The organism is Hydrogenophaga sp. SNF1 (genome assembly GCF_034421675.1).
GTDB lineage: Bacteria > Pseudomonadota > Gammaproteobacteria > Burkholderiales > Burkholderiaceae_C > Hydrogenophaga > Hydrogenophaga borbori.
In genome coordinates this window covers 4,553,795-4,576,413 of the sequence record NZ_CP139793.1, presented here as the reverse complement: position 1 = coordinate 4,576,413, position 22,619 = coordinate 4,553,795, and the positions used below count along the sequence as shown (strand labels likewise).

The window sequence follows — 22,619 nt, the reverse complement described above, 5'->3', positions numbered from 1 at the left end:
GAGATCTCCTCAGGCGTGAAGGGTGGCGATTTCCGCGGCGGGCCTTCTCGGCGAGAAGGCCACGCGGGTCTGCGGGGCGGCCGGCTCGCCGAAGGCGATCATCAGGATCAGCCGCTCGCCGGCGGGAATGCCGCCCACGCGGCGGATCGCCGATTCGGTCTTGTGGTCGATCGCCAGGTTGAGCGGGCAGGCGCCCCAGCCCAGGGCCCGGCAGGCCAGCAGCAGGCACATGGCAAACAGCGCGCCATCCACATAGGCCTGGTTGCGCTGGCCGGGGCCGCCCCAGGCGCAGATGTCGGAACTCACCACGAACAGGTTGCCGACGGTGTCGGCGAAGCCGCGCGAGCCGCCCTGCAGCGCGAGCAGCGCCTGGATGCGGGCCGGGTCCTGGTAGGTGTGCACCCGGGTGGCCTGGCGGTTGCACTGCGAGGGCGCCTGCTGTGCGAGCGCGATCGCCTCGAGGATGCGCGCGGGCTCGAGCGGCGCGGGCGACAGCGTGCGCACGCTCGAGCGGCCGGCGATCAGGTGCTGCAGGTCGCCGGCGGGCTGGCCGTCGAAGCGGTAGTCCCGCGTGCCGCCCTGCCACGGCCGGGGCAGCCGGGTTTCCCACTGCTTCAGGTAGCCGCTGATCTCGTCGAGCAGGGGGTCGCTGGCGCCGGCCTGGGCGTGGAAGGCCAGGTAGGCCTCCAGCGCGCCCAGCGACATGTGGGCCGGCACCGGCGAGTGCCGGATGTCGTAGCGCGAGAGCGCACGCATCACGAAGCGGACCTTGTCCTTGCCGAACAGCGGCTTGGGGCTCGGCAGCGACAGGCCCTTCTCGATCGTGTGGGCCTCGATGATGATTTTGTAGAAGGCGCGCCGGGACTTGTCCACGAACGGCGAGTACGAGTTGAAGCACAGGAACAGCGCTGCGTCGCGCAAGGCCTCGCTGAAGATGCCCGCCAACTTGGCCACTTTGTCAAACATGGGCCTCTCCCAGCACGCGGTCCCTGATCTTTCGGCACGGGTGCCCGACGCAGACCGACCAGGCCGGCAGGTCCCGCGTCACCACCGAGCGCGCGCCGACCACGGCGCCCTCGCGGATCGACACATTGGGGTGCACGAAGCTCTCCGCGGCGATCCACACGTGGTCCTCGATCGCGATGGGGCCGGTCAGCAGGGGCCGCGACAGGCTGCGGATGTCGTGCGAGCCGGCGCACAGGAAGCTGCGCTGGCTGACGGCGACCTTGGAGCCGATGGTGATGCGGCCCATGCTGTAGCAGTCCACGCCGTCGCCCAGCGCGGAGAACTCGCCCATGGCGAGGTTCCAGGGCGCCCAGACGCGGCACGAGGGCGCGATGCGGCAGCCCGCGCCGATGCGCGCGCCGAAGGCGCGCAGCAGGAAGCGCCGCCAGCCGTGCAGGGCCCAGCGCGGGGTGGGCCGAAAGGCCAGCAGCCAGACCAGCTCCCACGCGAGCCGGCGCAGCAGCGCGGCGCCGCCGAAACCGTTGCGGTAGCGCAGCGAGCGGAAATCGCTGAGTGAATCGCTCACTGCAGGACCTCCCGTGCAACGCGTGGCGGCGCCGGGCGCCGCGGGAGTGGCCGGGCCTCGCCCGGCACCACCGCCCCCAGCTGCGCGTGCAGGAACGCCTGGCCGGTGTGCCGCATCGCCGCCAGGCGCTGCTCCACGTCGGCCCAGTCGATGTCGCTGGCCACCAGCGAGCGCACGTTCGGCGCCGAGAACCCGGCGGCGAAGCGCCGCTCCAGGCCGACGGCGCGCAGCAGGTTCAGCGCGCGGGCGTTGGCGCTGGCCTTCTCGCCGGTGAGCCCGGCCACGATGAAAGGCTTGCGGAACAGGAGGGCGAACACCGTGCCGTGGAAGGAGTTGGTGACGACGAACTGGGCGTGCTGGACCAGCGAGACCCACTCGCCGGGATCGGGGTACACCGTGTGCCCGATCTCCGGCCAGCGCCGGTGCGGGTTGTGCGGCGAGAGCACCGGGCAGCCGAGCTCGCGCGACACGCACTCGGCGCTGGGTCGGATGTTGTCGGGCGAGCGCAGCCCGTAGCAGAAGACGTAGGGCCCGTGGTGCGGGGCCGGCGCGCGCTCGGTCAGCGCCGAGTAGTCGCTGTGCAGCAGGGTCGGGTCGGGCACGTTGGCCGGCGGCTGGCCCGTGGCCCGTTCGACCAGGGCGACGCCGGAGGCCTCGCGCACGGAGATGGCGTCGAAGTGCTGCAGCAGGTAGGGCAGCTGCGCGGCCTCGCCTGGCGACACCTGGTCCCGGCCGAAGCTGGCGGCGTAGGCGATCTTGCGGGCGCCGAAGGACTCGGCGAAGGCCAGGAAGTAGTTCGGGTCGAAACCGAAGTGCTGGGACGGGCTCCAGATCTGGTCGCTGCCCGCCACGATCAGGTCGAAGGCGCGCGCGGCGGCCAGCGAGGCGAGCGGGTCGCCGGGCGCGGCGGCCCGCCCGATGCCGAGGTATTGCTCCCGAAACCGCTGGAACTTGTCGCGCTGGCCGGGGTGGCCGAAGTGCTGATGGACGAAGGACGACAGCGCCAGGTAGGCCACCTTCACATTCGCCTTGAGCCGGGCGGGCGAGGTCGGCAGGCTGAGCCGGCCGCCGCGCTCGATGTGCGCGGGCCGGTAGTCGATGAAGCTGGCGCGGTGGCCTTGCTCCGTCAGCCAGCGGCGCAGGGCGTAGGCCTGCAGCGCGGCGCCGTAGTTGTCGCTGAAGTGGAAGGTCAGGATGCCGACGTTCATCGCTTCACCATCGGGGTGGCGGTGCCGGGCACCGCGGGCTGCGGGGGCGTCTGCTGCGGGGCCAGCAGTTGCGCGAGCCTGTGCTGGAAGCGCGCGGCCACGGCCGGCCCGCTGAGGCGGGCGGTTTCCGTGTGCGCCAGTTCGGTGCGGTTCCAGCGGAACTCCTCGCAGTACTGGCGCAGGCGCTCCCGCAGCGCGCGGGCGCTGCCGGCCTCGAACACGTAGCCGTTGCGCCCGTTCTCGATCACGTCGCTGGCCCCGCAGCGGTTGCTGCAGATCACCGGCGTGCCGACCATCAGGGCTTCGTTGACCACCGCGCCCCAGCCGTCGAACCGGCTGGGCAGCACCAGCACGTCGGCGCCCGCCATGGCGGCCACGGTCTCGGCATTGGGCAGGCCGGGCGAGAAGCTCACCCGCTCGGCGATGCCCAGCTGCGCGGCCAGCCGCCGCAGCACCGGCTCTTGCGGGCCCTGGCCGAGGATGCGCAAGCGCGCCGTGGGCACGTCGAGCTGGCTGAAGGCCCGCAGCAGCAGGTCGACGCGCTTGCGCGCAATCAGCTGCCCCACGTACAGCACCTGCAGGTGGCCGTGCGACACCGGCGTGCGCGGCACCGGCGTGGGGTCCACCACGTGCACGAAGGGCACGATGCGCGAGCGGGGGTAGCCGCAGGCCGCGAAGAACCGGGCGCCGCCATAGCGGCCCGCGTGGCCGATGCAGAACACGCCGCTCAGATGCCGGCGATGGCGCAGCGCGTCCCAGGTGTAGAGCAGCCAGCGCGGCAGCAGGCGCGCGCCCGGCTCGTAGCGGTTCTCCGTCATCAGGAAGCGGTGCACCGGCGCGCCTCGGCTGGCCTTGAAGGCCGCCAGCGGCAGCGCGAAGCCGCGCAGGCCGAAGAACACCTGCACCGACCCGGGCCGCGTGGCCAGCTCGGCGATCTGCGCCGGCGTGGGCGCGACGTGGACCTGGATGCGGCCGGTGTCGGGCTGCGGGTAGCCACGGTCGCGGTAGTGCGCGGGCAGGGCCTGCGTCACGCACCAGTGCACGGTGTTGCCGGGCGTGTTCGCCAGCTCGCGGATGTACGCGGCCTGGTGGAACATCAGGTAGGAATGCCAGAAGACGAAGTGCATGTCGGGTCGGCCTGTCAAAAGGGGTCAAGCGGTGGCGGGCTGGAACAGGCGCGAGACGCCCGAGCCCATGCGCTGCGATACCCAGCGCGTCAGCACCGAGAACACCAGCAGCGGCACCAGGGCCAGGAGCAGGAGCGCGAGCGGGCCGTAGGGGTAGCTCTGGGCTTCCAGCCAGCGGATCCAGGCGGTCTGCGTGAGGTAGATCTCCAGGGTCAGGCCGCCCAGCAGCGCGACCACGGGGAACAGCGGCGTGGACCGCAGGGGCCTGAGCAGCGCCTCCGAGGCGAAGACGTGGAAGCAGCCATAGACGATCGGGTACAGCAGGGCCTGGAACACGAACTGCAGAGGGCCCAGGCCGAAGCGGAACAGCGTGAGCTTGGCGACGAGGAACAGCAGCAGGCCGCCCAGCAGCCAGGCGATCGCGGCGGGACCGAGCCGGGGCGTCAGGCCCAGGCGCGCGACCAGGCAGCCCATCAGCGTGAGGCCGAAGTAGTTGATCCACTTGAAGTGGTTGGCCCAGGTGAAATCGTTGCCCCGCCCTTCCACGACGAAGGTGGACAGGTCCAGCTGGCCGTAGAAGAAGGCGTAGGGCACCAGCAACAGCGCCAGGGCCGTGGCGATGCCGGCGGGGCGCAGGCGCGCCAGGTAGAACACCGGCACGTAGAACACCATGACGGCGGAGATGAACCAGAACGGCGTCGGCCAGACGAAGACCGCCGCCAGCCCCGCGATGCCGTCGACCCGGACCATGCCGGCCGCGAGCATGGCGCAGGCGACGATGACGACGGCGGGGTAGAGGCGAACCACCCGTTTGCGCAGGTAGGTCGACAGCGAAGGCGGCACACCGCCCGCGGCCTCGGCGTTCAGGCTCTTGGCCAGGCCAAAGCCCGAGAGGAAGAAAAAGAGCGAGTTGCCGATGGCGCCGCCCGTGGCGATGCGCGGGTCCGGCACGAAGGCGTCCAGGTGCGACAGGGTGATCAGCACCGTCGCCAGGCACAGCATCAGCGTGGTGTCCGTGTCTCTGTGTGTCATGTCAGGCTCCCAGGGGGGGTGAAGGCGTCGCGGTCCAGGGGCCATGCGCGGGCCGCCGCGCGCGCGCGCCGGGCCCGCAGGTCCGACGGCAGGGCCCGCAGGTTCAGTTGCAGGATCAGCACGAGGATCCAGAGCGAATAGGGGTTGCCCACGCCGATCAGGTACCGGTTGAAGACCGACTGGGCCAGGATGAAGACCACCATCAGTCCGGCCATGAACAGCGGGTAGCGCGGCGGCTGGCCCTGCAGCCCGTGCCTGAGCGCACGGCAGCCGGTGACCGCGAAGGCCAGCACGATGAGCGAGCCGAAGAACAGCCCGTGCTCCAGTGCCAGGTTGATGTACGAGCTCTCGACCGGGAAGCCGATGATCTCGGGCAGGGCTGAGCGGATGCCCCGCCCCGTGAACAGCAGCGCGCCGTCGGAGAACACCAGTTCGACGCCGGCCCGCCAGAGATCGGTGCGCCCGGTGGCGCCGGACTCCACGCCCCGCGTGGGCGAGTCGACATCGAGGATGAGCGACAGGTAGTCCCTGATGTCGGTCCACTTCAGGAGCACGAGCACCAGGCCGGCGAGCACCGCCAGCGCCAGGCCCATGCGCGCCCGGCGCGAGCCGCGCCAGGCGATCAGGGTGACGCCGGTCGCGCCGGTGATGGCCAGCGCCAGCATCCCGGCGCGGGCGGAGGCGGCCAGCAGCACGCAAAGGCACAGCCCCGCCATGGCCAGCGCGAACAGTTGGCGGGGCCGTCGCCGCACGGTCAGGCTGTGCTGGAAGAACAGCAGCGCCCCGCCGCCGTAGACCAGCCCGCTCAGGTTGGGGTGCATGCCCAGCGGTTGGTAGCGGACCAGCCCCTGGCCGTACTCCACGTTGCCGGCGAGCGAGGCGAACAGGGCCTGGGGCTCCACCATCAGCAGCGTGCCGAGCAGCGCGACATAGGCCCACCGGAACACGGCGACCCAGCCGTCCGCCCGGCCGTGCCGGACCATCAGGGCGATGGCCGCGAGCACCAGCAGCAGCATGGCGCCGTACATCGTCGACAGCGCATTGCCCCTGGCCCAGGCCACCAGCATGGCGAACAGGAAGGCGGCGCTGAACAGCCACTCGACGAGGCTGGGCCGGATGCGCAGCGTGTCGCCCGACAGCAGGGAAAAGAAGCCGGCCATCAGCAGCAGGCTGATGGCGCCCATCTGGGCGGCCTGAAGCGCCGGCCCTTCGTAGTACCAGCCCGTGAGGTAGATGGCGCCGCCCAGCAGCCAGCGCGACAGCTGGGTGCTCAGCCCGCGCATGGGGCACCTCCCGGGGCGAAGGCCGTGTGCAGCGCCTGCATCGCGGGCCGCCAGTGGGCCGAGCCCGTGATGTGCCAGACGAGCGACAGCGTATCGACCAGGCGGCGCGGCTGGTCGGTCGAGAACAGCAGGCGGTGCTGGCCGCGCGCCAGCGCATAGGCCAGCGCCAGCGCCCCGGTCGCGGCCTGCGGGTCCGCGCCGGGGGGCAAGAGGCTGGCCAGCTGCTCCTTGAGCCGCGGGTCCTGTTCCATCCGCTGCGCGATGGCCGGGGCGATGCACCGGAACGCGCCATGCTGGATGTCCATGGGCCCCGCCGGCGACCCCTCGGTACCGGGCAGGGGGCAGCGGTACTGCCGCACCGCCCCGAAGCGCACCAGCCGGGCGGCGGATTCGCCGGTGGAACTGCCATAGGCGCCCAGCTGGCCCTGGGCCACGCGGCGCTCGAGCAGCGGCGCCAGGGGCGCCAGCGCGTCGTGCGGCTGCGCCTCGTGCAGCAGCAGGCCCTCCACCCGCTCGGTTTGCAGCAGGCGCAGGCTGGTGTCGAAGGAGCGGGCGATGAAGTCGGGGTGGAACTGCGCGGGCGCGGCGCGCTGGGCCATGCCCTTGAGCACCGCGCTGCGCAGCCCCGGCACGCGGTGGGCCAGGGGCCGGACGATGGCGCGCGCCGTTTGCAGCAGGCCGGGCGAGGCGGGGCGCGCCAGCCCGGCCTTGGTGAACACGGTGACGGGCTCCTGCCGGCCCTTGAGGGCTTCGCCCAGCACCGCTTCCGACATGCCCAGTCCATAGGGTGGCGCGGTGTCGAAGTGGCGCAGCCCCATGTCCAGCGCGGCGTGCACCAGCCGCAGGGCGTTGGCCTTTTCATGGCCGCCCTTGAGGCGGCCGCAGCCAAAGCCCAGGCGCTGGGCGATGAGGGCGGCGTGGCGGTCCATGGTCATGCCGTCGCCGGTTCACGGCCCAGCTGGTCGGCCAGGCGGGCCGTGAGCGCCATGGCGGTGAACGTGGGGTTGGCGTAGCTGGAGGTGCGGAACACCGCGGCGCCGGCCACGTACAGGTTGTGGGTGCCGAACACGCGCAGTTCGCGGTCGACCACGCCGTCGCGCGCGTGGTGGCCCATGCGGGCGCCGCCGCACTGGTGGTAGGTGTCGGTGGCCCGGTCCAGCGCGCGCGGGTCCTCGTCGGCGAGCAGCGGATCGATCTCCACGCGGGCCAGCCCGGCGGCCTGCAGGCTGCGCCCGGCGCGGCGCACGAAAGCGGCCATGGCCTGCACCTCGGGCCGCCCGCCGATGCGCCAGTCCAGCGCGGCCAGGGGCATGCCGAAGCGGTCCTTGCGCTGGCGGTCGAGGGTGATGCGGCTGTCGTCGCGGGGCAGTTGTTCGGCGTGCATGACGAGCCAGACCCCCCGGTCGGCCGGGTGGTAGATGCGGTGGTGCCGCAGGTACTGGACGGCCATCGGCAGCCAGGCGCTGCCCATGCCCCGCACGTGGCGCAGCACCTCGCCCAGGCCCTGGCGCGGCAGGGCGCCTCGGGTCAGCGAGCGGGCCAGCACCTTCAGGTGCTGCAGGTGCTCGGCGATGCTGGACTCGAACGCGAAGTAGCCCGAGACCTGGAGCGCGGCGTCGGCGCCGGTGCTGAGCCGCAGCTTGGGCTGGTACTTGTGGCCACCCAGCACGATGTTCTGGAAGGTGCGCAGGAAGCGCGCCCTGTCGAGCGGGTGCACCTGGCCGCCGCGCATCTCCAGGTGGTCCTGGAAACCGGCGCCGAGCCAGGGGTTGGCCGCCCACGGGGCCCGGGGTTGTTCGGCCGCGCAGGCCAGCAGCAGGCGGGCGATTTCGATGGTGCCGTTGGCCAGCACGACGCGTGGGCTGCGCAGGTTGGCCAAGCGGCCGTCGGGCCGCGCCACGCGCACGGCGGCGACGCGCTGGCCGTCGGCCGACAGCTCCAGGCCGGTGGCGTGGGCGTGCAGCAGGACGGTGAGCCGGGGCGCGTGGCGCAGGCGCTCGCTGAAGTACCGGGCCATGGCGGGCTCCTTGAGCCAGCGCGTGAGGAACAGGGTGAAGCCCGGGATCTCGGGATAGCCGCCGCCGAAGAGCTTGTGCGCCTGGGGCGTGCCCTCGTCGAGCGCATCGGCCAGGCGCAGCTCCCGGGCCACGGCGTCGTACCAGGGCAGCAGGTCCTGGTAGGCGATGGGCCAGGGCGCGTCGGACACGCCCGCGCGGGCCTCGAAATCGGATGGCACGAAGCCGGTGAGCTGGCCGCCCCAGAGGTTGGAGGTGCCGCCCAGCGCGCGCCCGCGCGCCATGGCGATGCCGTTGTGGGCGCGGCCGATGACGCTGGCGTCGTTGAGCTGCTGCGCCGGCGCTTCGAAGCCGCCGCCGCCGCTCTCCAGCACCAGCACGCGCTGGCCCTGGCGCTCCAGCAGCACCGCCAGCAGCAGGGCCACCGTGCCGCCGCCGACGATGACGACGTCGTGCGGCGTGTCGGGGGGCGGGGCGTGGACGAGGTCGACGATCATGCGGCGCCTTTCGTGGCGTGCAGGCGGTGCACCGCGCGCGTGGCGGTGAGCCAGACCAGGGCTTCGCCCAGCACCATGGCACCCACCACGCCCGCCATGCCGGCGCCGCGCCAGACCAGCCAGGCCACCACGAGCGAGACCACGGCGGCGGCCAGGCTCTGCGCGGCCAGGCCGGCGTGGCGGTTGATGGACATGAGCACGACGCGCGGGACCTGGGTGGCCGAACACACGGCGGCGTAGAGCAGGAACAGCGCCATGCCGCTGGCGGCGAAGGGGATCTGGCCGTGGGTCCAGACCGCCAGCAGGTGGGGCGAGGCTGCGTACACCAGCGCGGCACCGGCCACCGCGATCAACAGGCCCAGGCGCTTGGCCCGGCGGTAGAGCCGCCAGAAGGCGGCGTCGTCCCGCTGGCCCTTGAGGGCCGTGAGTTCGGGCCAGAGCGGGTTGCTCAAGGCGTTGGTGACCTGCACCACGACCCGGGCGATGGTGCGGTAGGTGTTGAACACGGCGGTGGCGGCGGGGCCCAGGGTGGCGGCCACCAGCAGGGTGAAGCCCTGCAGGCTCAGCGCGTTGGTGAGCGAGAGCGAGAGGAAGAGCATGCCGGGTGCGGCGGTCTGGCGGATGTCGGCCGCGTTGGCGTGGCGCAGGCCCCAGCGCAGGAAGTCGGTGCGCCGCTGGCTCAGCCAGAGGCTGAGCAGGGTGTAGCCCAGGCGCGCCAGCAGCATGGCCGCGGCGACGCCGATGAAACTCTGCGTGAGCGCCAGGCCGACCAGGCCGCCGGTCCAGTCGACCAGGCGGCCGGTGGTCACCAGGTAGGTGCCGGCCGCGTAGCCGCCGGTGGCCTTGTAGATGACCTCGGCCAGGCTGCAGAACAGGCTGAGCACCACGCTCAGCGACAGCAGCATGAGCACCGCCTTCCAGCCGGGCGCCTGCAGCGTGCCGGCGGGCAGCAGCACCAAGGTGCTGCCCACGGCCAGCAGGGCCAGCAGCGAGACCGCCGCCACGAAGGCCACGGCGCTGTGGAACACCTCGGCGGCGCGCGCCTTCTGGCCTTGCGTGATCAGGCCGATCATGCGGTTGCAGGCGGCGTGGGAGATGCCGGCGTCGGCCATCGACAGGTAGAAGGGCAGCGCCGTCAGGGCCAGCCAGTAGCCATAGGTGGCCATGTCCCAGTAGTGCAGGAACAGCGGCAGCGAGACCAGCTGCGTGCCGATGCTCACCGCCTGCGCGTAGCCATAGGCGCCCGCGCCCGAGGCCATGCGCCGTGCCAGGGGCGAGCGGGCAAGGGCCGATGGGCGCAAGGGCTGGGGGACCAACATGGCCATGCGTCCGCTGGGTCAGTGCTCGCCGGACACCGCCACGGCGTAGCCGTGGGTCTTGAGCAGGGCGTGGCGGCGGGCCTCCGCCAGGTCGGCGGTCACCATCTCCGTCACCATCTCGCGCAGGGCGATCCGCGGCACCCAGCCCAGCGAGGCCTTGGCCTTGGCCGGGTCGCCCAGCAGCGTCTCCACCTCGGTGGGGCGGAAGTAGCGCGGGTCCACCTGCACGATCACCTGGCCCGGCCGCAGCGCCGGCGCCTGGTCGCCCTCGACGGCCTGCACGATGGCCCGTTCGTTCGCGCCCTCGCCCTCGAAGCGCAGGGTGATGCCCAGTTCGCGCGCGGCCATGTCGATGAACTGGCGCACGCTGTACTGCACGCCGGTGGCGATGACGAAGTCCTCGGGCCGCTCCTGCTGCAGCATCATCCACTGCATGCGCACGTAGTCCTTGGCGTGGCCCCAGTCGCGCAGCGAATCGAGGTTGCCCATGTACAGGCAGCGCTCCAGTCCCTGCGCGATGTGGGCCAGGCCGCGCGTGATCTTGCGGGTGACGAAGGTCTCGCCGCGGCGCGGGGACTCGTGGTTGAACAGGATGCCGTTGCAGGCGTACATGCCGTAGGCCTCGCGGTAGTTCACCACGATCCAGTACGCATAGAGCTTGGCCACCGCGTAGGGGCTGCGCGGGTAGAAGGGCGTGCTTTCCTTCTGCGGAATCTCCTGTACCAGGCCGTACAGCTCGGAGGTGCTGGCCTGGTAGAAGCGCGTCTTCTTCTCCAGCCCGAGGATGCGGATGGCCTCGAGCAGGCGCAGCGTGCCCATGCCGTCCACGTCGGCGGTGTACTCGGGGCTCTCGAAGCTCACCGCCACGTGGCTCTGCGCGCCGAGGTTGTAGACCTCGTCGGGCTGGGTTTCCTGCACGATGCGGATCAGGTTGCTGGTGTCGCTCAGGTCGCCGTAGTGCAGGTGGAAGCGGGCGTCGTCGATGTGCGGGTCCTGGTAGATGTGGTCGACCCGCTGGGTGTTGAACTGACTGCTGCGGCGTTTGATGCCGTGCACGACGTAGCCCTTGTCGAGCAGCAGCTCGGCGAGGTAGGAGCCGTCCTGGCCGGTAACGCCGGTGATGAGGGCGACGCGGGGCTTGGCGTGGGGGAGGGGCGGGTTGGTGGTCATAGCGCGGCGATCGGCAGGTGGCGGGGGGCGGTGGTCTGGAGGAAGTCCTGGTAGGTCAGGGCCAGTCCCTGGGGCAGGTCGACCTGGGCCCGCCAGCCCAGGCTGTGCAGGCGGCCGCTGTCCATGAGCTTGCGGGGCGCGCCGTCGGGTTTGCTGGCGTCGAAGCCGATGCGGCCCTTGAAGCCCACGACACGGGCGATGCGGTGCGCGAGTTCGGCGATGCTCAGGTCCGACCCCGAGCCCACGTTGATGTGGCTGAGCATGGGCTGCGTGTGCTGCTCGTAGCGGGCCTTGGGCAGGTTCATCACGTGCACGCAGGCGGCGGCCATGTCGTCGACGTAGAGGAACTCGCGCAGCGGCGCGCCGCTGCCCCAGATCGCGACCTCGGGCGCGTCGAGCGCCTTCGCTTCATGGAAGCGGCGGATCAGCGCGGGGATGACGTGGCTGTTGTCCGGGTGGTAGTTGTCGCCCGGCCCATAGAGGTTGGTGGGCATGACGCAGCGGTAGTCCACGCCGTGGCTGGCGCCGAACTGGCGGTTGTAGCTTTCGCACAGCTTGATGCCGGCGATCTTGGCCACCGCATAGGGCTCGTTGGTGGGCTCCAGCGGCCCGGTGAGCAGGGCCTGCTCGCCCATGGGCTGGGGCGCCAGCCGGGGGTAGATGCAGCTGGAGCCGAGGAACAGCAGCTTCTGCACGCCGTTGCAGAACGCGGCCTCGATCACGTTGGCCGCGATCATGAGGTTCTGGTAGATGAAGTCGGCGGGGAAGACGTTGTTGGCGTGGATGCCGCCGACCTTGGCCGCCGCGAGGTACACCTGCTTCGGCTGGGTCCGCGCGAAGAAGGCGCGCACGGCGGCCTGGTCCGTCAGGTTGAGCTCGGCGTGCGTGCGGGTGAGGAGGCGGCTGGCCGGGTGGCCGGTGGCGAGCAGCCGGCGCACGATGGCCGAGCCGACCATGCCGCGGTGGCCCGCGACGTAGATGCTGTCGGGTGTGTTCATCAGCAAGCGCCTTCCTGTCTGAGAACCACGCGCACGGTGCGCAGCATGATCACGAGGTCGTACCAGAGCGACCAGTTGCGCACGTACCAGAGGTCCATGTTGATGCGGTGTTGAAAGGTGCTGGCGCTGCGGCCGCTGATCTGCCACAGGCCGGTGATGCCGGGGCGGGCCTTGCCGTAGGCGGCGATGCTCTTGCCGTACTCGCCGAGCTCGCGGGCCAGCAGCGGGCGCGGGCCCACCAGGCTCATCTCGCCGCGCAGCACGTTGATGAGCTGGGGCAGCTCGTCGATGCTGGTGCGGCGGATCAGGCGGCCGATCGGGGTGACCCTGGGGTCGTTGGCGAGCTTGAAGTTGCTGGCCAGGTACTGCACGTAGAGTTTCTCGTTCTCGGTCTTCCAGCGCTCCAGCGCGGCGTCGGCGTCCATCACCATGCTGCGGAACTTGATGAAATCGAACAGCTGGCCGTCCACGCCCACGCGCTTCTGCACGAAGAAGACCGGGCCGGCGTCGTCGCGCTTGATGCGCCAGGCAACCCAGGCCAGCAGCGGCGCCAGCAGCACCAGCAGGGTGGCCGCGCCCACGATGTCGAGCGCGCGCTTGAGCACCTGCGGGCCGCGCCGGTTGAGGTTGTTGCGGGCGCGCAGCAGCAGCACGTCGTGGCTGAAGAAGTGCGAGACCTCCATGCCGTAGATGGGCAGGCCGCCGAGCGCGGGCACCATGACGAGGTCGTCGCGGGTGAGCATGAGCTCCTGCGCCAGTTCGCGCAGCCAGTTGTTGTCGCGCAAGCCCAGCACCCCCACGAGCTGGTGGGGGCCGGGCCGCGCGAGAAAGGCGCGCACGCCGGGCGTGAGCGCCGTGGGCGCGACGACGTGCCCGCCGGCGAGCTTGACCAGCCGCGCGCCGGGGTCGGGGCAGACGACGGCCACGGGCCGGTAGCCCAGCAGGGGCTCGCTGGCCAAGGCGGCGGCGGCCTTCTCGACGTCACCAGGGTGGCCGATGAGCACGTAGGGTTGCGTGAGCAGGCCGGCGCGCAGCAGCAGGCCGCGCACCGCCAGGCGGGCCAACGGCAGGCAGATGAACACCAGGCCCCAGGTGGCGCCGGTCCACAGGCGGGAGAGCGGCCACTTGGCGAGGTAGATGACCATGGCGTCGAGCAGGGCCGCGAGCACGATCACCTGGATCAGCTGGCGCGCCTCGTCCCACCAGGGCTTGCGGCGGTGCGCGGTGTAGTGGCCCTGCACCGTCCACATCCAGCTGACCATGGCCAGGGCGATGGCCGCGAACAGGGTGAGGCGCAGGTGGCCGTTGGCGGCCCACCAGACGTTCATGGCCTGCGAGAGGCTCACCTCGTCGCGAAGCCACGCGGGCAGGCGCCCGGCGACGAAGCACAGGCCGAGCACGCACAGGTCGGTGAGCACCAGCCAGGCCCTCACCTGTTGTTCGCGCCGGCCGAGGTCGGCCCAGGGCGCGAGGCTGTGGGCGAGGTCGTGTTCGTTGTGGAGCGGGACGACGACGCCCGGTCCGCCTTCCGCGGATGGGCGCCTCTCCAGCCGTTGGGCGTGCGCGCGGGCCATGTCAGGGCCCACCGCGGATGCAGGGGTTGGACGGGCGCGCCCTGTGTGGGTGCATGGCATGCACCCGGAGGGCGCATGGCAAAGGCTGGCGGCTGAAGCACGGCATGCATGACTCCCTGCGTGTCGGGGTGGTTGGGGGAAGCGCGGACAGGCGGGGTCCGTGCTCGCCAATTCATTCTTGGAGCCCGCCCCTGGGCCGCATGTAACGAAGCTTGAGTTGAGCCGCGTGATGCATGCGACCGATACCTGCGCAGAAATCCGTTCACACGCATCGGTGTAGCGCGCGCCAGAATTGATTGAACTTATGGCGGCGTGAAGGGCTCAGTCGCCCAGGAGGTTGCAAGCATGCGGGTGGCTGAACCGATCGAGACGGATGCGAAAACCGAGCGCGAATTGCGCGCGCTGTCCAAGGGGCGGCGCGTGGAGGCCCGCGTGCAGCAGCGTGCCCGGTTGATCCTGCTGGCGGCACAGGGCTGGCGCAACAAGGACATCGCCGAGGAGGTGAAGCTCGACCGGCGCCAGGTGGCCTTGTGGCGCCGGCGCTTCATCGAAGGCGGCGTTCAGGCCTTGCTGCAGGACGCGCCCCGCTCGGGGCGCGCGCCGAGCGTGACCGCCGCGGTCGAGTGGTACGTGTTGCGCGCGACGCGGGACGAGCAGCCGGCCGCGGGCACGAACTGGAGCACGCGCAGCCTGGCGGCTTATCTGGGTCTCAGTGCCACGACGGTGCGCCGGGTGTGGCAGCGCCACGGCATCGCGCCGCACCTGTCCGCGCGCCCCCGCCGATAAGTACAGAACAGATTGGCGCAGCCGCGTGGCGAGGCCACGCGCAAATGCGTGATCCGGGCGTGAGGCTTACATCCCGACACGGCGTTTCGTGGGCGAGCGGCCACGGCGCGCGGGGATCAGATGGCCGAGATGTCGGTCTGCACCGGCCAGTGCAAGGCGCTGGCCTGGCTGTCGCGGGTGCCGAAGCGGTGCTGCAGCAGCACCGTGTATTGCCCCGGTCGGGTGCCGCAGAGGCGGTAGCCGTCGGCTGTGGGGCTGAGCTGGACACCGCTGTGCGGGTCGGCCTGCAGCTCCCAGGTGCCGAGTTGGGGCGCGGCGCGGCGCAGCGAGACACAGAAGCCGTGCTTCAGGTTGGATAGCACCACCAGACGCTGCTGGGCACTGGCCTCGCCGCTGGCGGAGGCGTCGAGCTGGCGCGGGTGGCTGTTCTCCAGCACGCGCATCACGGGCGGAATGACGATGCGGAAGTCCAGCGCGGCGCTGGCATTGCCCCGCGGTGCCCACGCGCTGTCGCCCATGCCGGTGGCCGGCGCCAGCAGCAGCGCGCAGGCGGCCGCGGCGGGCAGGAACGGGCGAAGTGGGGTGGACATGCCCCCCTTATCGGGCTTTTGGGCCCGAACTTGAATGGGGCGAGGCCCCGCTGGTCAGCGCTTATTCATTGCGCTGCACCGGGAAGCTCACCGACACGCTCTCGCGCCGGCGCACCTCCAGCAGGGCCTGGCCCTTGTCGACCACGCCCCAGGGCAGCGGCAGGCTGTCGTTGCGCACGCTGAGCGTCCGCGGCCCGCTGGCCACGAAGGGGAATTCGAAGCGGCCCTGGCTGTCGGTGCGCACGGCGTAGCGGTTGTCGAGGTAGACGGTGGCGTTGGGCACGCCGGCCTCGCTGGCCTCCTGCGTGCCGTTGCGGTTGGTGTCGAAGTACACCGTGCCCTCGATGCGCCCGCCGCCGTCGGCCGCGCGTCCGCCCAGGGGCACGCTGCGGCTGCCGGCCTCGAATTCGTAGCGCAGCAGCACGTAGAACGAGCGGTCCGAGTCCGGCACGGTGAGCGGCAGGAAGGGCGCCAGCGGGTCCAGCGAGGGCGCGAGGCGGCTGCGGCCGGTGGAGCGGTTGTACTGGGCTTCCAGGCTCCAGCGCGGGTCGATGCGCCAGTTGGCGCTCAGGTTCAGGCTGTGGCGCGACTGGCCGTTGTTGCCGCGTTCGGTGGCGAGGTTGCCGCGCAGGCCGGCCCGGTTGCCCAGCGGCGCGGACAGGCTCAGCGCGGCGTTCCAGGCGTTCTCGGCGGGCTGGGCCTGGAAGGCGTCGTAGCGTCGCAGGCCCAGGCTGGTGGAGATCGCCCAGCCCTGTTGCGCGGCCCACTCCTGGTCCCAGCTCAGCCAGCGCGAGTCGGGCTCGCCCTGGCCGTGCGTGAGCTCCAGGCGCAGGCCGGTGGTGCCCCAGCCGTTCTGGAAGCGCCAGTCGCCCCAGGTGCTCCAGGCGTCGCCGTCGAAGCGGCGCAGCGTGGCGCCGGCGCCCAGGCTGTGGTCGCGGTTGAGGCGCCAGCGCGCCGAGCCGGTGGCGAAGTAGCCGCTGCCGCTGCGCCCGCTGAGCGAGTCGAGCCAGTCGACCGAGCCCTCGGCCGACCACTGCCGCGTGCGCCAGGCCGTGCGCGCGTAGGCGCCGACCAGGTCGTTGGCCATGGGCAGGTTCGCCCAGCTCAGGTCCGGCTGCAGGCGGTAGGCGCCCAGGCCGTGGGTGCGCGGGCCGTCGTCCCATTCGCCGTCGAACCAGAAGCCGCTGCGCGAGCCGCTGAGCTGGCTGGAGCGGGTGCTCATCAGCTGGCCCTGCAGGCGGTAGCCGGCGTCTTCGCGCCGCAGGGCCAGGAGGGTGGAGTCGGCGTTGACGGTGTCGCTCGCCTGGGCGGGGGTGTCCAGCACCGACACGCGCCGCCCGTCCTCGTGGCGCAGGGCGAGCGTCCAGCCTTGGGTGGCCAGCGGGTTGGCCTCGTCGGCGCCGAGGCGCCACTGGCCGCCGAAGGCCGTGCGCTGGCCGGGCAGGCGGCGAAAGCCGTTGGCCGGCAGGAAGTCGAGCCGGCCGGGTTGGCCGGTGCTGGCCTGCAGCTGCAGGCCGCGGCCCGGGTTCTCCCATTCGGCGCTGGCGCCCTGCAGCAGCGCGCCGGGCACGAAGACGCGCGCCGGCAGGCGCAGGATGCCCGGCATGGGCGGGTTGATGACGCCCAGTTCGTGGCTGGCCAGCCAGCCGCCGTCCAGCGGCATGGCGCGCTGGCGCAGCGTCAGCGTGCCGCTGCTGTCGGCCGGGGCGTAGGTGCCGTCGATGGACAGGCTGCCGTGGTTGGGCGTTTCCAGCAGCCCATACAGGCCGTAGCCGATGCGGGTGCGGCGCTGTTGGTCGAAGGGCTGCGAGCCCACGCGCGCTTCCAGCCGCAGGTAGCGCGGCCAGCCGTCGCGGTCGTAGGGGTAGTCGGCGGCGGTGTCCGCCGGTTCGGGCGGCAGGTTCTCGATCACGCGGTCCACGTAGGGCGCGGCGGCGCCGGCGGGCGGGGCCTCGCCGGTCTGGGCGCCCAGCCAGGGCGCCCAGGCGCCCAGGAGGATCAGCAGGCCGAGGCGCGCACGCGGCATCGGGGCCTTCACGGCGCGAAGCGGGCGTCCAGCGGCAGGCGGTTCTTGCCCCACTCCAGTTGGCCCTTGACCGTCAGCGGAAAGCGCAACTCGGGCGCGGGCTTGCCGTTCTCCGGCACCGGGAGGATCGCCACCGCGCGCGTCTCGCCCGGCAGGATGGGCAGGTCGGCCGGCGCCATCTCCACGCGCGTGCCGAGGGCGTCGGTGCCATTGACGAAGCCTTCCAGCCGGCCGTGGGCATTGCCGCTGTTGCGCACGTCGACCACGGCGGTGGGCTGGCCCTGCACCGTGACCACGCGCGTGCCGGTGATGGCCAGCTGCGGCGCGGCGTCGCCGATGCTGGCGTAGACGATCACGCCGATGCGCCCGCCCACGGGGAAGTTCAGGTCGCCCTGCACGCGCGTGGTGTCCAGGCCTTCGATCATCAGCGCGAAGCGGCACTCGCGCGCCGGCGTGCCTGGCGGCGGCGTGATCTCGAAGCGGTAGCGGTAGCGTGCGCCGGGCTCGATGGTGAGCTCGCGCCGCTCGATGGCGACCCAGGGGCGGCAGCTGTCGGGCGCCAGGGCGTCGCTGAAATCCACGGACTGGTCGGCGCGCAGGCTCCAGTCGTTCGTGTAGAGGCGGTAGCTGCCCTTCTGCAGGCCCGCGTGCTGGATCTCCACCACCTGGCGCGAGGCCTCGCCGGCGTTGAGCCGCAGCTCGAAGCGGGGCGGTGTGATGTAGGCGGCGAAGCCCTGCGCCCCGGCGGGGGCGGCCTGGAGGGTGAGCGCGCCGGCCCCGGCGGCGAGTAGCAGGCGTGTCAAGGAGGCGATGCGCATGGGGCGTTCAGTCCACGTCCAGTTCGAAATGGAAGTCCAGGCGGCGGCTGTTGGAGGTCCAGTCCGGGTTGGCGCGCAGGCGCACCTGCAGCTGGTCCTGCAGCGTCGGTCCGGGGATGGGGCCGGCGTAGACCAGGGCCCGCTCGCCGGACAGCAGCCGCCCGGCCAGCAGCCGGCCCTGGGTGGTCCAGACGGCCTCGACGCGGGAGGCCTGGTCCGAGGGCAGCACCATGTAGACGCGCCCGCTGCGGCCCGCCCACGGGCCCGTGTCGATGCGCACGTTCACGCGCAGCCAGGCCTCCATGCCCTGCCCGAAGGGCTGGCCGGGCTTCAGCGGCAGCCACTGCATCTGCACATTGGGCGGCACGGTGTAGCTCTGGCTGTCGTCCAGGCGGTGCGGGTTGGCCGCCGCCGGCAGGGCCAGGGCGGCGCCCAGCAGGGCGCTGGCCAGGCAGGCCATGGGTCGCGCGCGGCTCATGGCGCGCTCAGGGTGTAGGTCACCCGCCCGTTGTAGGTGCCCGCCGCGCGCACGGCGTTGTTGGCGTAGCTGAAGGTGTGGCAGTTCTCGATGTAGGTGTTGCCGGGCACCGTGGCGAGGGTCTGCGTGGCGCCGCTGAAGGTGCCGGCGGGGATCACGTTGGGCACGCCGCTGCCCGGGGCCGAGACGGTCCAGCTGATTTCGGTGAAGGGGATCGTGTCGCCCGCGGCGCTGGTGAGGTTGGCGGGCGAGGTGACGCCCAGCGTGGCGCTGGCCGAGCCGCCGTTGCGGCGGTAGCCGGCGCCCACCATCACCTGGCTGGACGGCGTCGGGCAGGTGTTGTTGCCGTCACCGTACAGGCTGGTGGACTGGGTGCTGTTGCTGGTCATGGCCAGGTCGGTGCCGTTGCCCAGCTGGGCCGCCGGCACCGTGACCTGCACCAGGTTGATCGCGCCGTTGGTGCCCGTGGCGCCGTTGAAGTTGCCATTGGCATTGCTCACCGAGCCATTGCCCACGTGCAGGAACAGGCGGCGGCTGCCGGAACTGACGCTCAGCGACCAGGCGTGGGCGGCGGCCATTTCCGCCAGGCCCAGCAGCAGCAGGCCGGCTCCGGCAGCGGTTCTCAGGGTGCGCGAGGGCGCGGCGCGCGGCATGGTGTCTCGGGGCCTAGGGCTTCCAGGGCGGCTCGTGGAGCGTCCCATCGGGGGGCGGATCGGGTGGGGAGGCCGGGCGAAGAGGGATGGTGTGCCCCCTTCGTTCGCCGGCGCTGGCCGGGGGCCAGGCGTCACAGCGTGGTGAACCGCTGCGGCCGGGCCCGCGCCTTCAGGGCATGGACGCGGTGTAGGTGACGCGGCCGTTGGTGGTGCCGTAGGTGCCGGGGGCCACCACGGCCGAGTTGGCGTAGCTGAAGGTCCAGTTGGCCGAGCGGTCCGTGACCTTGGTGCCGGAGGACAGGGAGACGTTGCTCGCCGCGCCCGCGCCGGTGTTCGGGATGACCGGGCTGGGCAGCGTGGCGGCCTGGTTGCTGGTGGCGGTGATCTCGGACCACGCGATGGTGTCGGCGCTGGCGTTGGTCAGGGCGCCGGTGGTGGAGGCCGCCAGGGTGATCTGGCCGTTGTTGCCGATCACCCGCACCGGCACCACGTTGCCGGTGATGGTGCCGGCCGCCGCGCCGGTACCGACGGCCGCCGGGTTGGCGGTGAAGTCGAAAGTGACCGTGTCGATGGTGGTGTTGTTGGCCGGGGTCGCGGCGGCGGCGCCGGTGCCCACGCCCAGGAACAGCACGCGCGGCACGATGACGCGGAAATCCAGGCGGGCGGCGGCGTTGCCGGCGCCGGTGACCAGCTGGGATTCGGCCGAGGCCATCAGGGGGGTGGCCAGGGCCAGGGCCAGGGCCGAGCGGAGCAGCAGGGAGTTCTTCACAAGGGTTCCTTCAGGTCTGAAAGATGGAGTACTTTATGGCGTACCACTTTGGTTCAATGTTGGGCCGAATACTAGGCGCCGAAACTCCCTGTGACAATTCATCAGACAGGAAAAAGTCACGTTTTTCAAGCACTTGAGGCACATAGGTGACTTAGCGGTCGAAATTCGACCACAGGTGGGTGACGGTTGTGCTCAAGTTTTGACGGGTATTGCCGTGTGCGTACCTTTGTCCGGCAGGCCGTCAGGCAAAGGCAGTGCGCCACCGGCCGGGGCCTCGGCCCGCCAACGGCCGATCCCGTCGCGCTGGCGCGCGTGACCGGGCTACAGCAGCACGGTGTCGGTGCGCAGCGGCCAGCGCCCGGCGAATTCGGCGCCGAACCGGTGTTCGATCTGCACCGCATAGGTGCCCTGGCGCAGCGTGCACAGGCGCCAACCGTCCCCGTGGGCCTGCAGCGACACCGCCTCGCCGCCGACCGCGCGCAGTTCCCAGGCGGCGGAGGAGGCGCCGGGCACCCGGCGGGTGAGCTCGACGCAAGCGCCCTGGCGGACATTGGTGTGCAGCACGATGCGCTGCAGGGCCGTGATGGGCCCCGACCCCGCCGCCAGCGTGGACGGGTGGCTGTTCTCGAGGAGGTTCACCACCGGAGGAACCGTCACGCGGATAGTGACCCGGGCCGACGCGCTGGGCCGGTTCCGGGCGACGGTGGATTCCGGCCAGGCGGCCGGCGACAGCAGGGACAGGGCCAGCAGGACGGCCTGCGCGTGAACTCGGCGAGGGTGTGCCATGTCCCGGTTCTCGACCCGCCGGCCGAGAACTTGAACCTGGCCGGGCTCACGGCAAGGTGGCCTCGATCTTGAAGGCGCCCTCGTCCCAGTCCAGGGTGCCCGACACCCGCAAGGGGAAGCGCAGCGGCGCGGTGGCGCCGTCCTTGCCGCGCGCGGCCAGGGCCAGGGTGCGCGTCTGGCCCGGCAGCACGGGCGCGCCCTCGGGCACCAGTTCCAGGGCCTTGTCGTCGGCATCGCGCACGGTCAGCGCGCCGTCGAGCCGCCCATGGGCGTCGCCGAGGTTGCGCACCACCAGCACCGGGCGCCGCTGGTTCTTCAGGCTGTCGGTGCCGATGCGCACCAGCTCCAGCTGCGGCCTGGCGCCGCCCACGGCCACGTACACGGTGATCGCGATGCGCCCGCTGATGGGCAAGCTGAGCGCCGAGCCGCCGCTGTTGAGGGCCGTCACCTGGGCCGGGTCCACGCCCTCGATGGCGATCATGAAGCGGCACTCGCCCCGGGGCGCGTCGGCCGGCACCGACACCTGGAAGCGGTACGGCTCGTTGGCGCGCGCGCCCAACTGCCGCGTTCGGCGCTCCAGCGCCACCCAGGGCCGGCAGCTGCCGGGCAGCAGCTCGGGGTGGAACTGCAGTTCGCCAGCCTCGGTCAGCGACCAGTCCATGGTGCGAAAGGCCAGCGTATTGACCTGGGTGCCGACGTTGTAGATGCGCAGGGACTGGCCCAGGCGCTCGCCCGGCTGGGCCTGCAGCTCCAGCCGGGACGGCGAGGCGGCGACCTCGAAAGGCGCCGTCGCCGGCTGGGCCAGCGCAGCGCCGCACAGCAGCGGCGCCGCCAGGCCCAGGGCGAGGCGCCCGGCCCCGAGGGGCCGCCGACGCCAGAGGGGGGGACAAGCGGTGGGCATGGAGAACTCCTGGGCGTCTAGGGCGTGGCGGCCGAGAACGTGATCCGGCCGGTGTAGACACCGGCGACCGGCGAGGCGGCGGGGGTGTAGCGGAAGGTCCAGTTCGCGGCCCGGTAGGTGAGCAGGGCGGGCGCGGCCGAGGTGCCGCTGCCCCCGGGGCTGACGTTGACGCTGCTGCCGATGCCACTGTCGGGGATGGGCGGCGCGGGCAGGCTGGCGTTGTCGGAGCTCAGGCCGATCCGCGACATCGGGATATGGTGCGGGCCGTTGGCCAGCGGGCCGCTGGTTTGGGCGCTGAGCTGGATCTGGCCGACGTTGCCACGCACCTCCACCGGCAGGGCGACGGCCTCGGGGGCGCCATAGGTCGGCGCGGCGCCGGGAACGTGCCAGGGGGTGAGCGTGAAGTCCACGCCGCTCAGGGTGGCGCTGGCCGAGGGCCCGCCGCCGTTGTCGGTGCCCGCGTGCGAGCCGCCGGCGCCGACGCGCAGGAAGATCATGCGGTCGATGCCGAGCTCGAAATTCAAGCGGGCGCCGGTGGTGATGCGGCCGCCGGCGCCTTGCGACTGCGTTTGTTCGGCCTGCACCGCCGGCGGTGCCAGCAGGCTGGCCGAGACGGCGAGGCAGGGCCAGAGCCTCATGGCAGGGTCACCAGCTCGAAGCCGGGTTCGATGCCGAAGGCGCCCCCGTTCCACGGGCCCAAGGCGTCGAGCTCGAGTTCCAGTTCGAGGTCGATCGCCAGCGGCGTCAGCGGGGCCGTGATGGTGCCGCTCCAGATCGGCTGGCGTTGGCCAGGCCCGAGCTGGCCGTCCAGGGCGCCGTCCAGGCCGCGCCAGCGAAAAACCAGGCCATTGCTGCGCTGCAGGCCGTTCACCAGGGGCGGCAGCACGATGTCGATGCGCGCGCGTCGCTGCAGGAAGCCGCCGGTGCCCAGCCGGTACTCGACCCGGCCGAAGCGGGCCAAGGCCCGCCGCGCGAAGGGATTGAGCGCGAGCGCCTGGCCGTTTTCGTCGGTGACCTGCCGGGCGGCCACGCGCTGTCGCGGCGAGGCGGCGCTGTCC

Annotated in this window: 23 protein-coding genes; 1 reads left to right on the top strand and 22 read right to left on the bottom strand. The window is 72.0% G+C overall.

Annotation, left to right across the window (positions count from 1 at the left end; all coding sequences use genetic code 11):
* Window positions 1–9: 9 nt before the first annotated feature.
* The 12 genes from SOM08_RS22020 to wbaP are packed head-to-tail and all read right to left on the bottom strand — an operon-like array spanning window position 10 to window position 13,754.
* Window positions 10–966, bottom strand: a complete 957-nt coding sequence (locus SOM08_RS22020) for a nitroreductase family protein (RefSeq protein ID WP_322469762.1) — start codon at window positions 964–966, stop codon at window positions 10–12.
* A complete protein-coding gene (locus SOM08_RS22015) occupies window positions 959–1,531 on the bottom strand; it encodes a putative colanic acid biosynthesis acetyltransferase (RefSeq protein ID WP_116960080.1) in 573 nt (190 codons plus the stop codon). The genes SOM08_RS22020 and SOM08_RS22015 overlap by 8 nt, the downstream gene beginning before the upstream one ends.
* Window positions 1,528–2,739 carry a polysaccharide pyruvyl transferase family protein gene (locus SOM08_RS22010; protein WP_322469761.1) on the bottom strand — a complete coding sequence of 404 codons (1,212 nt, stop codon included), beginning with the start codon at window positions 2,737–2,739 and terminating at the stop codon, window positions 1,528–1,530. Before SOM08_RS22010 ends, SOM08_RS22015 begins: the two co-directional genes overlap by 4 nt.
* Window positions 2,736–3,866 (bottom strand): glycosyltransferase, encoded by a 1,131-nt coding sequence (locus SOM08_RS22005; RefSeq protein ID WP_116960078.1) that lies wholly within the window; start codon window positions 3,864–3,866, stop codon window positions 2,736–2,738. Before SOM08_RS22005 ends, SOM08_RS22010 begins: the two co-directional genes overlap by 4 nt.
* A gap of 24 nt (window positions 3,867–3,890) precedes the next feature.
* A complete protein-coding gene (locus tag SOM08_RS22000; protein WP_181936533.1) occupies window positions 3,891–4,898 on the bottom strand; it encodes an acyltransferase family protein in 1,008 nt (335 codons plus the stop codon).
* Entirely contained in the window at window positions 4,895–6,181 is a 1,287-nt protein-coding gene (locus tag SOM08_RS21995) for a hypothetical protein (RefSeq protein ID WP_322469760.1), read from the bottom strand. Before SOM08_RS21995 ends, SOM08_RS22000 begins: the two co-directional genes overlap by 4 nt.
* Entirely contained in the window at window positions 6,169–7,116 is a 948-nt protein-coding gene (locus SOM08_RS21990) for an aldo/keto reductase (protein ID WP_322469759.1), read from the bottom strand. Before SOM08_RS21990 ends, SOM08_RS21995 begins: the two co-directional genes overlap by 13 nt.
* The gene (locus SOM08_RS21985) at window positions 7,113–8,693 is read right to left on the bottom strand and encodes a GMC family oxidoreductase (RefSeq protein ID WP_322469758.1); all 1,581 of its coding nucleotides are present in this window, start codon (window positions 8,691–8,693) and stop codon (window positions 7,113–7,115) included. Before SOM08_RS21985 ends, SOM08_RS21990 begins: the two co-directional genes overlap by 4 nt.
* Entirely contained in the window at window positions 8,690–10,018 is a 1,329-nt protein-coding gene (locus SOM08_RS21980; RefSeq protein ID WP_322469757.1) for a hypothetical protein, read from the bottom strand. Before SOM08_RS21980 ends, SOM08_RS21985 begins: the two co-directional genes overlap by 4 nt.
* A gap of 12 nt (window positions 10,019–10,030) precedes the next feature.
* Window positions 10,031–11,182 (bottom strand): GDP-mannose 4,6-dehydratase, encoded by a 1,152-nt coding sequence (gmd, locus tag SOM08_RS21975; protein WP_116960074.1) that lies wholly within the window; start codon window positions 11,180–11,182, stop codon window positions 10,031–10,033.
* On the bottom strand, window positions 11,179–12,180 hold the full coding sequence (locus tag SOM08_RS21970) for a GDP-L-fucose synthase family protein (protein WP_116960073.1): 1,002 nt from the start codon (window positions 12,178–12,180) through the stop codon (window positions 11,179–11,181). Before SOM08_RS21970 ends, gmd begins: the two co-directional genes overlap by 4 nt.
* Window positions 12,180–13,754, bottom strand: coding sequence for an undecaprenyl-phosphate galactose phosphotransferase WbaP (wbaP, locus tag SOM08_RS21965; protein WP_322469756.1), 1,575 nt, complete (start codon window positions 13,752–13,754; stop codon window positions 12,180–12,182). Before wbaP ends, SOM08_RS21970 begins: the two co-directional genes overlap by 1 nt.
* A gap of 345 nt (window positions 13,755–14,099) precedes the next feature.
* Here wbaP and SOM08_RS21960 point away from each other — a divergent pair, with 345 nt between their 5' ends.
* The gene (locus SOM08_RS21960) at window positions 14,100–14,540 is read left to right on the top strand and encodes a helix-turn-helix domain-containing protein (protein ID WP_116960071.1); all 441 of its coding nucleotides are present in this window, start codon (window positions 14,100–14,102) and stop codon (window positions 14,538–14,540) included.
* A 116-nt stretch (window positions 14,541–14,656) separates the two neighbouring features.
* On the opposite strand, the gene SOM08_RS21955 is transcribed toward SOM08_RS21960, so the two are convergent.
* From SOM08_RS21955 to SOM08_RS21910, 10 genes are all read right to left on the bottom strand, one after another.
* A complete protein-coding gene (locus SOM08_RS21955; protein ID WP_116960070.1) occupies window positions 14,657–15,130 on the bottom strand; it encodes a hypothetical protein in 474 nt (157 codons plus the stop codon).
* Between the two features lie 61 nt (window positions 15,131–15,191).
* Entirely contained in the window at window positions 15,192–17,156 is a 1,965-nt protein-coding gene (locus SOM08_RS21950) for a carboxypeptidase-like regulatory domain-containing protein (RefSeq protein ID WP_322469755.1), read from the bottom strand.
* A gap of 8 nt (window positions 17,157–17,164) precedes the next feature.
* A complete protein-coding gene (locus tag SOM08_RS21945) occupies window positions 17,165–17,959 on the bottom strand; it encodes a hypothetical protein (protein WP_322469754.1) in 795 nt (264 codons plus the stop codon).
* A gap of 22 nt (window positions 17,960–17,981) precedes the next feature.
* Entirely contained in the window at window positions 17,982–18,452 is a 471-nt protein-coding gene (locus tag SOM08_RS21940; protein ID WP_147326247.1) for a hypothetical protein, read from the bottom strand.
* On the bottom strand, window positions 18,449–19,105 hold the full coding sequence (locus SOM08_RS21935) for a hypothetical protein (RefSeq protein WP_116960067.1): 657 nt from the start codon (window positions 19,103–19,105) through the stop codon (window positions 18,449–18,451). The genes SOM08_RS21940 and SOM08_RS21935 overlap by 4 nt, the downstream gene beginning before the upstream one ends.
* A 169-nt stretch (window positions 19,106–19,274) precedes the next feature.
* The gene (locus tag SOM08_RS21930) at window positions 19,275–19,874 is read right to left on the bottom strand and encodes a hypothetical protein (protein ID WP_116960066.1); all 600 of its coding nucleotides are present in this window, start codon (window positions 19,872–19,874) and stop codon (window positions 19,275–19,277) included.
* Between the two features lie 321 nt (window positions 19,875–20,195).
* Window positions 20,196–20,513: a hypothetical protein gene (locus SOM08_RS21925; RefSeq protein WP_322469753.1), complete on the bottom strand. Its 318-nt coding sequence runs from the start codon at window positions 20,511–20,513 to the stop codon at window positions 20,196–20,198.
* 193 nt (window positions 20,514–20,706) lie between these two features.
* Window positions 20,707–21,561, bottom strand: coding sequence for a hypothetical protein (locus SOM08_RS21920; RefSeq protein WP_322469752.1), 855 nt, complete (start codon window positions 21,559–21,561; stop codon window positions 20,707–20,709).
* A 17-nt stretch (window positions 21,562–21,578) separates the two neighbouring features.
* Window positions 21,579–22,199: a hypothetical protein gene (locus SOM08_RS21915; protein ID WP_322469751.1), complete on the bottom strand. Its 621-nt coding sequence runs from the start codon at window positions 22,197–22,199 to the stop codon at window positions 21,579–21,581.
* Window positions 22,196–22,591 carry a hypothetical protein gene (locus SOM08_RS21910; protein WP_322469750.1) on the bottom strand — a complete coding sequence of 132 codons (396 nt, stop codon included), beginning with the start codon at window positions 22,589–22,591 and terminating at the stop codon, window positions 22,196–22,198. The genes SOM08_RS21915 and SOM08_RS21910 overlap by 4 nt, the downstream gene beginning before the upstream one ends.
* Window positions 22,592–22,619: the final 28 nt, after the last annotated feature.

What these genes read in the sequence shown, in the direction of transcription:
- SOM08_RS21950 (WP_322469755.1), bottom strand. Translation starts at nt 17,156, where the DNA reads ATGCCGCGTGCGCGCCTCGGCCTGCTGATCCTCCTGGGCGCCTGGGCG.
- SOM08_RS21985 (WP_322469758.1), bottom strand. Translation starts at nt 8,693, where the DNA reads ATGATCGTCGACCTCGTCCACGCCCCGCCCCCCGACACGCCGCACGAC.
- SOM08_RS22020 (WP_322469762.1), bottom strand. Translation starts at nt 966, where the DNA reads ATGTTTGACAAAGTGGCCAAGTTGGCGGGCATCTTCAGCGAGGCCTTG.
- SOM08_RS21990 (WP_322469759.1), bottom strand. Translation starts at nt 7,116, where the DNA reads ATGACCATGGACCGCCACGCCGCCCTCATCGCCCAGCGCCTGGGCTTT.
- SOM08_RS21955 (WP_116960070.1), bottom strand. Translation starts at nt 15,130, where the DNA reads ATGTCCACCCCACTTCGCCCGTTCCTGCCCGCCGCGGCCGCCTGCGCG.
- SOM08_RS22010 (WP_322469761.1), bottom strand. Translation starts at nt 2,739, where the DNA reads ATGAACGTCGGCATCCTGACCTTCCACTTCAGCGACAACTACGGCGCC.
- gmd (WP_116960074.1), bottom strand. Translation starts at nt 11,182, where the DNA reads ATGACCACCAACCCGCCCCTCCCCCACGCCAAGCCCCGCGTCGCCCTC.
- SOM08_RS21995 (WP_322469760.1), bottom strand. Translation starts at nt 6,181, where the DNA reads ATGCGCGGGCTGAGCACCCAGCTGTCGCGCTGGCTGCTGGGCGGCGCC.
- SOM08_RS21940 (WP_147326247.1), bottom strand. Translation starts at nt 18,452, where the DNA reads ATGAGCCGCGCGCGACCCATGGCCTGCCTGGCCAGCGCCCTGCTGGGC.
- SOM08_RS21980 (WP_322469757.1), bottom strand. Translation starts at nt 10,018, where the DNA reads ATGGCCATGTTGGTCCCCCAGCCCTTGCGCCCATCGGCCCTTGCCCGC.
- SOM08_RS22000 (WP_181936533.1), bottom strand. Translation starts at nt 4,898, where the DNA reads ATGACACACAGAGACACGGACACCACGCTGATGCTGTGCCTGGCGACG.
- SOM08_RS21960 (WP_116960071.1), top strand. Translation starts at nt 14,100, where the DNA reads ATGCGGGTGGCTGAACCGATCGAGACGGATGCGAAAACCGAGCGCGAA.
- wbaP (WP_322469756.1), bottom strand. Translation starts at nt 13,754, where the DNA reads ATGGCCCGCGCGCACGCCCAACGGCTGGAGAGGCGCCCATCCGCGGAA.
- SOM08_RS21970 (WP_116960073.1), bottom strand. Translation starts at nt 12,180, where the DNA reads ATGAACACACCCGACAGCATCTACGTCGCGGGCCACCGCGGCATGGTC.
- SOM08_RS22005 (WP_116960078.1), bottom strand. Translation starts at nt 3,866, where the DNA reads ATGCACTTCGTCTTCTGGCATTCCTACCTGATGTTCCACCAGGCCGCG.
- SOM08_RS21915 (WP_322469751.1), bottom strand. Translation starts at nt 22,199, where the DNA reads ATGAGGCTCTGGCCCTGCCTCGCCGTCTCGGCCAGCCTGCTGGCACCG.
- SOM08_RS21935 (WP_116960067.1), bottom strand. Translation starts at nt 19,105, where the DNA reads ATGCCGCGCGCCGCGCCCTCGCGCACCCTGAGAACCGCTGCCGGAGCC.
- SOM08_RS21920 (WP_322469752.1), bottom strand. Translation starts at nt 21,561, where the DNA reads ATGCCCACCGCTTGTCCCCCCCTCTGGCGTCGGCGGCCCCTCGGGGCC.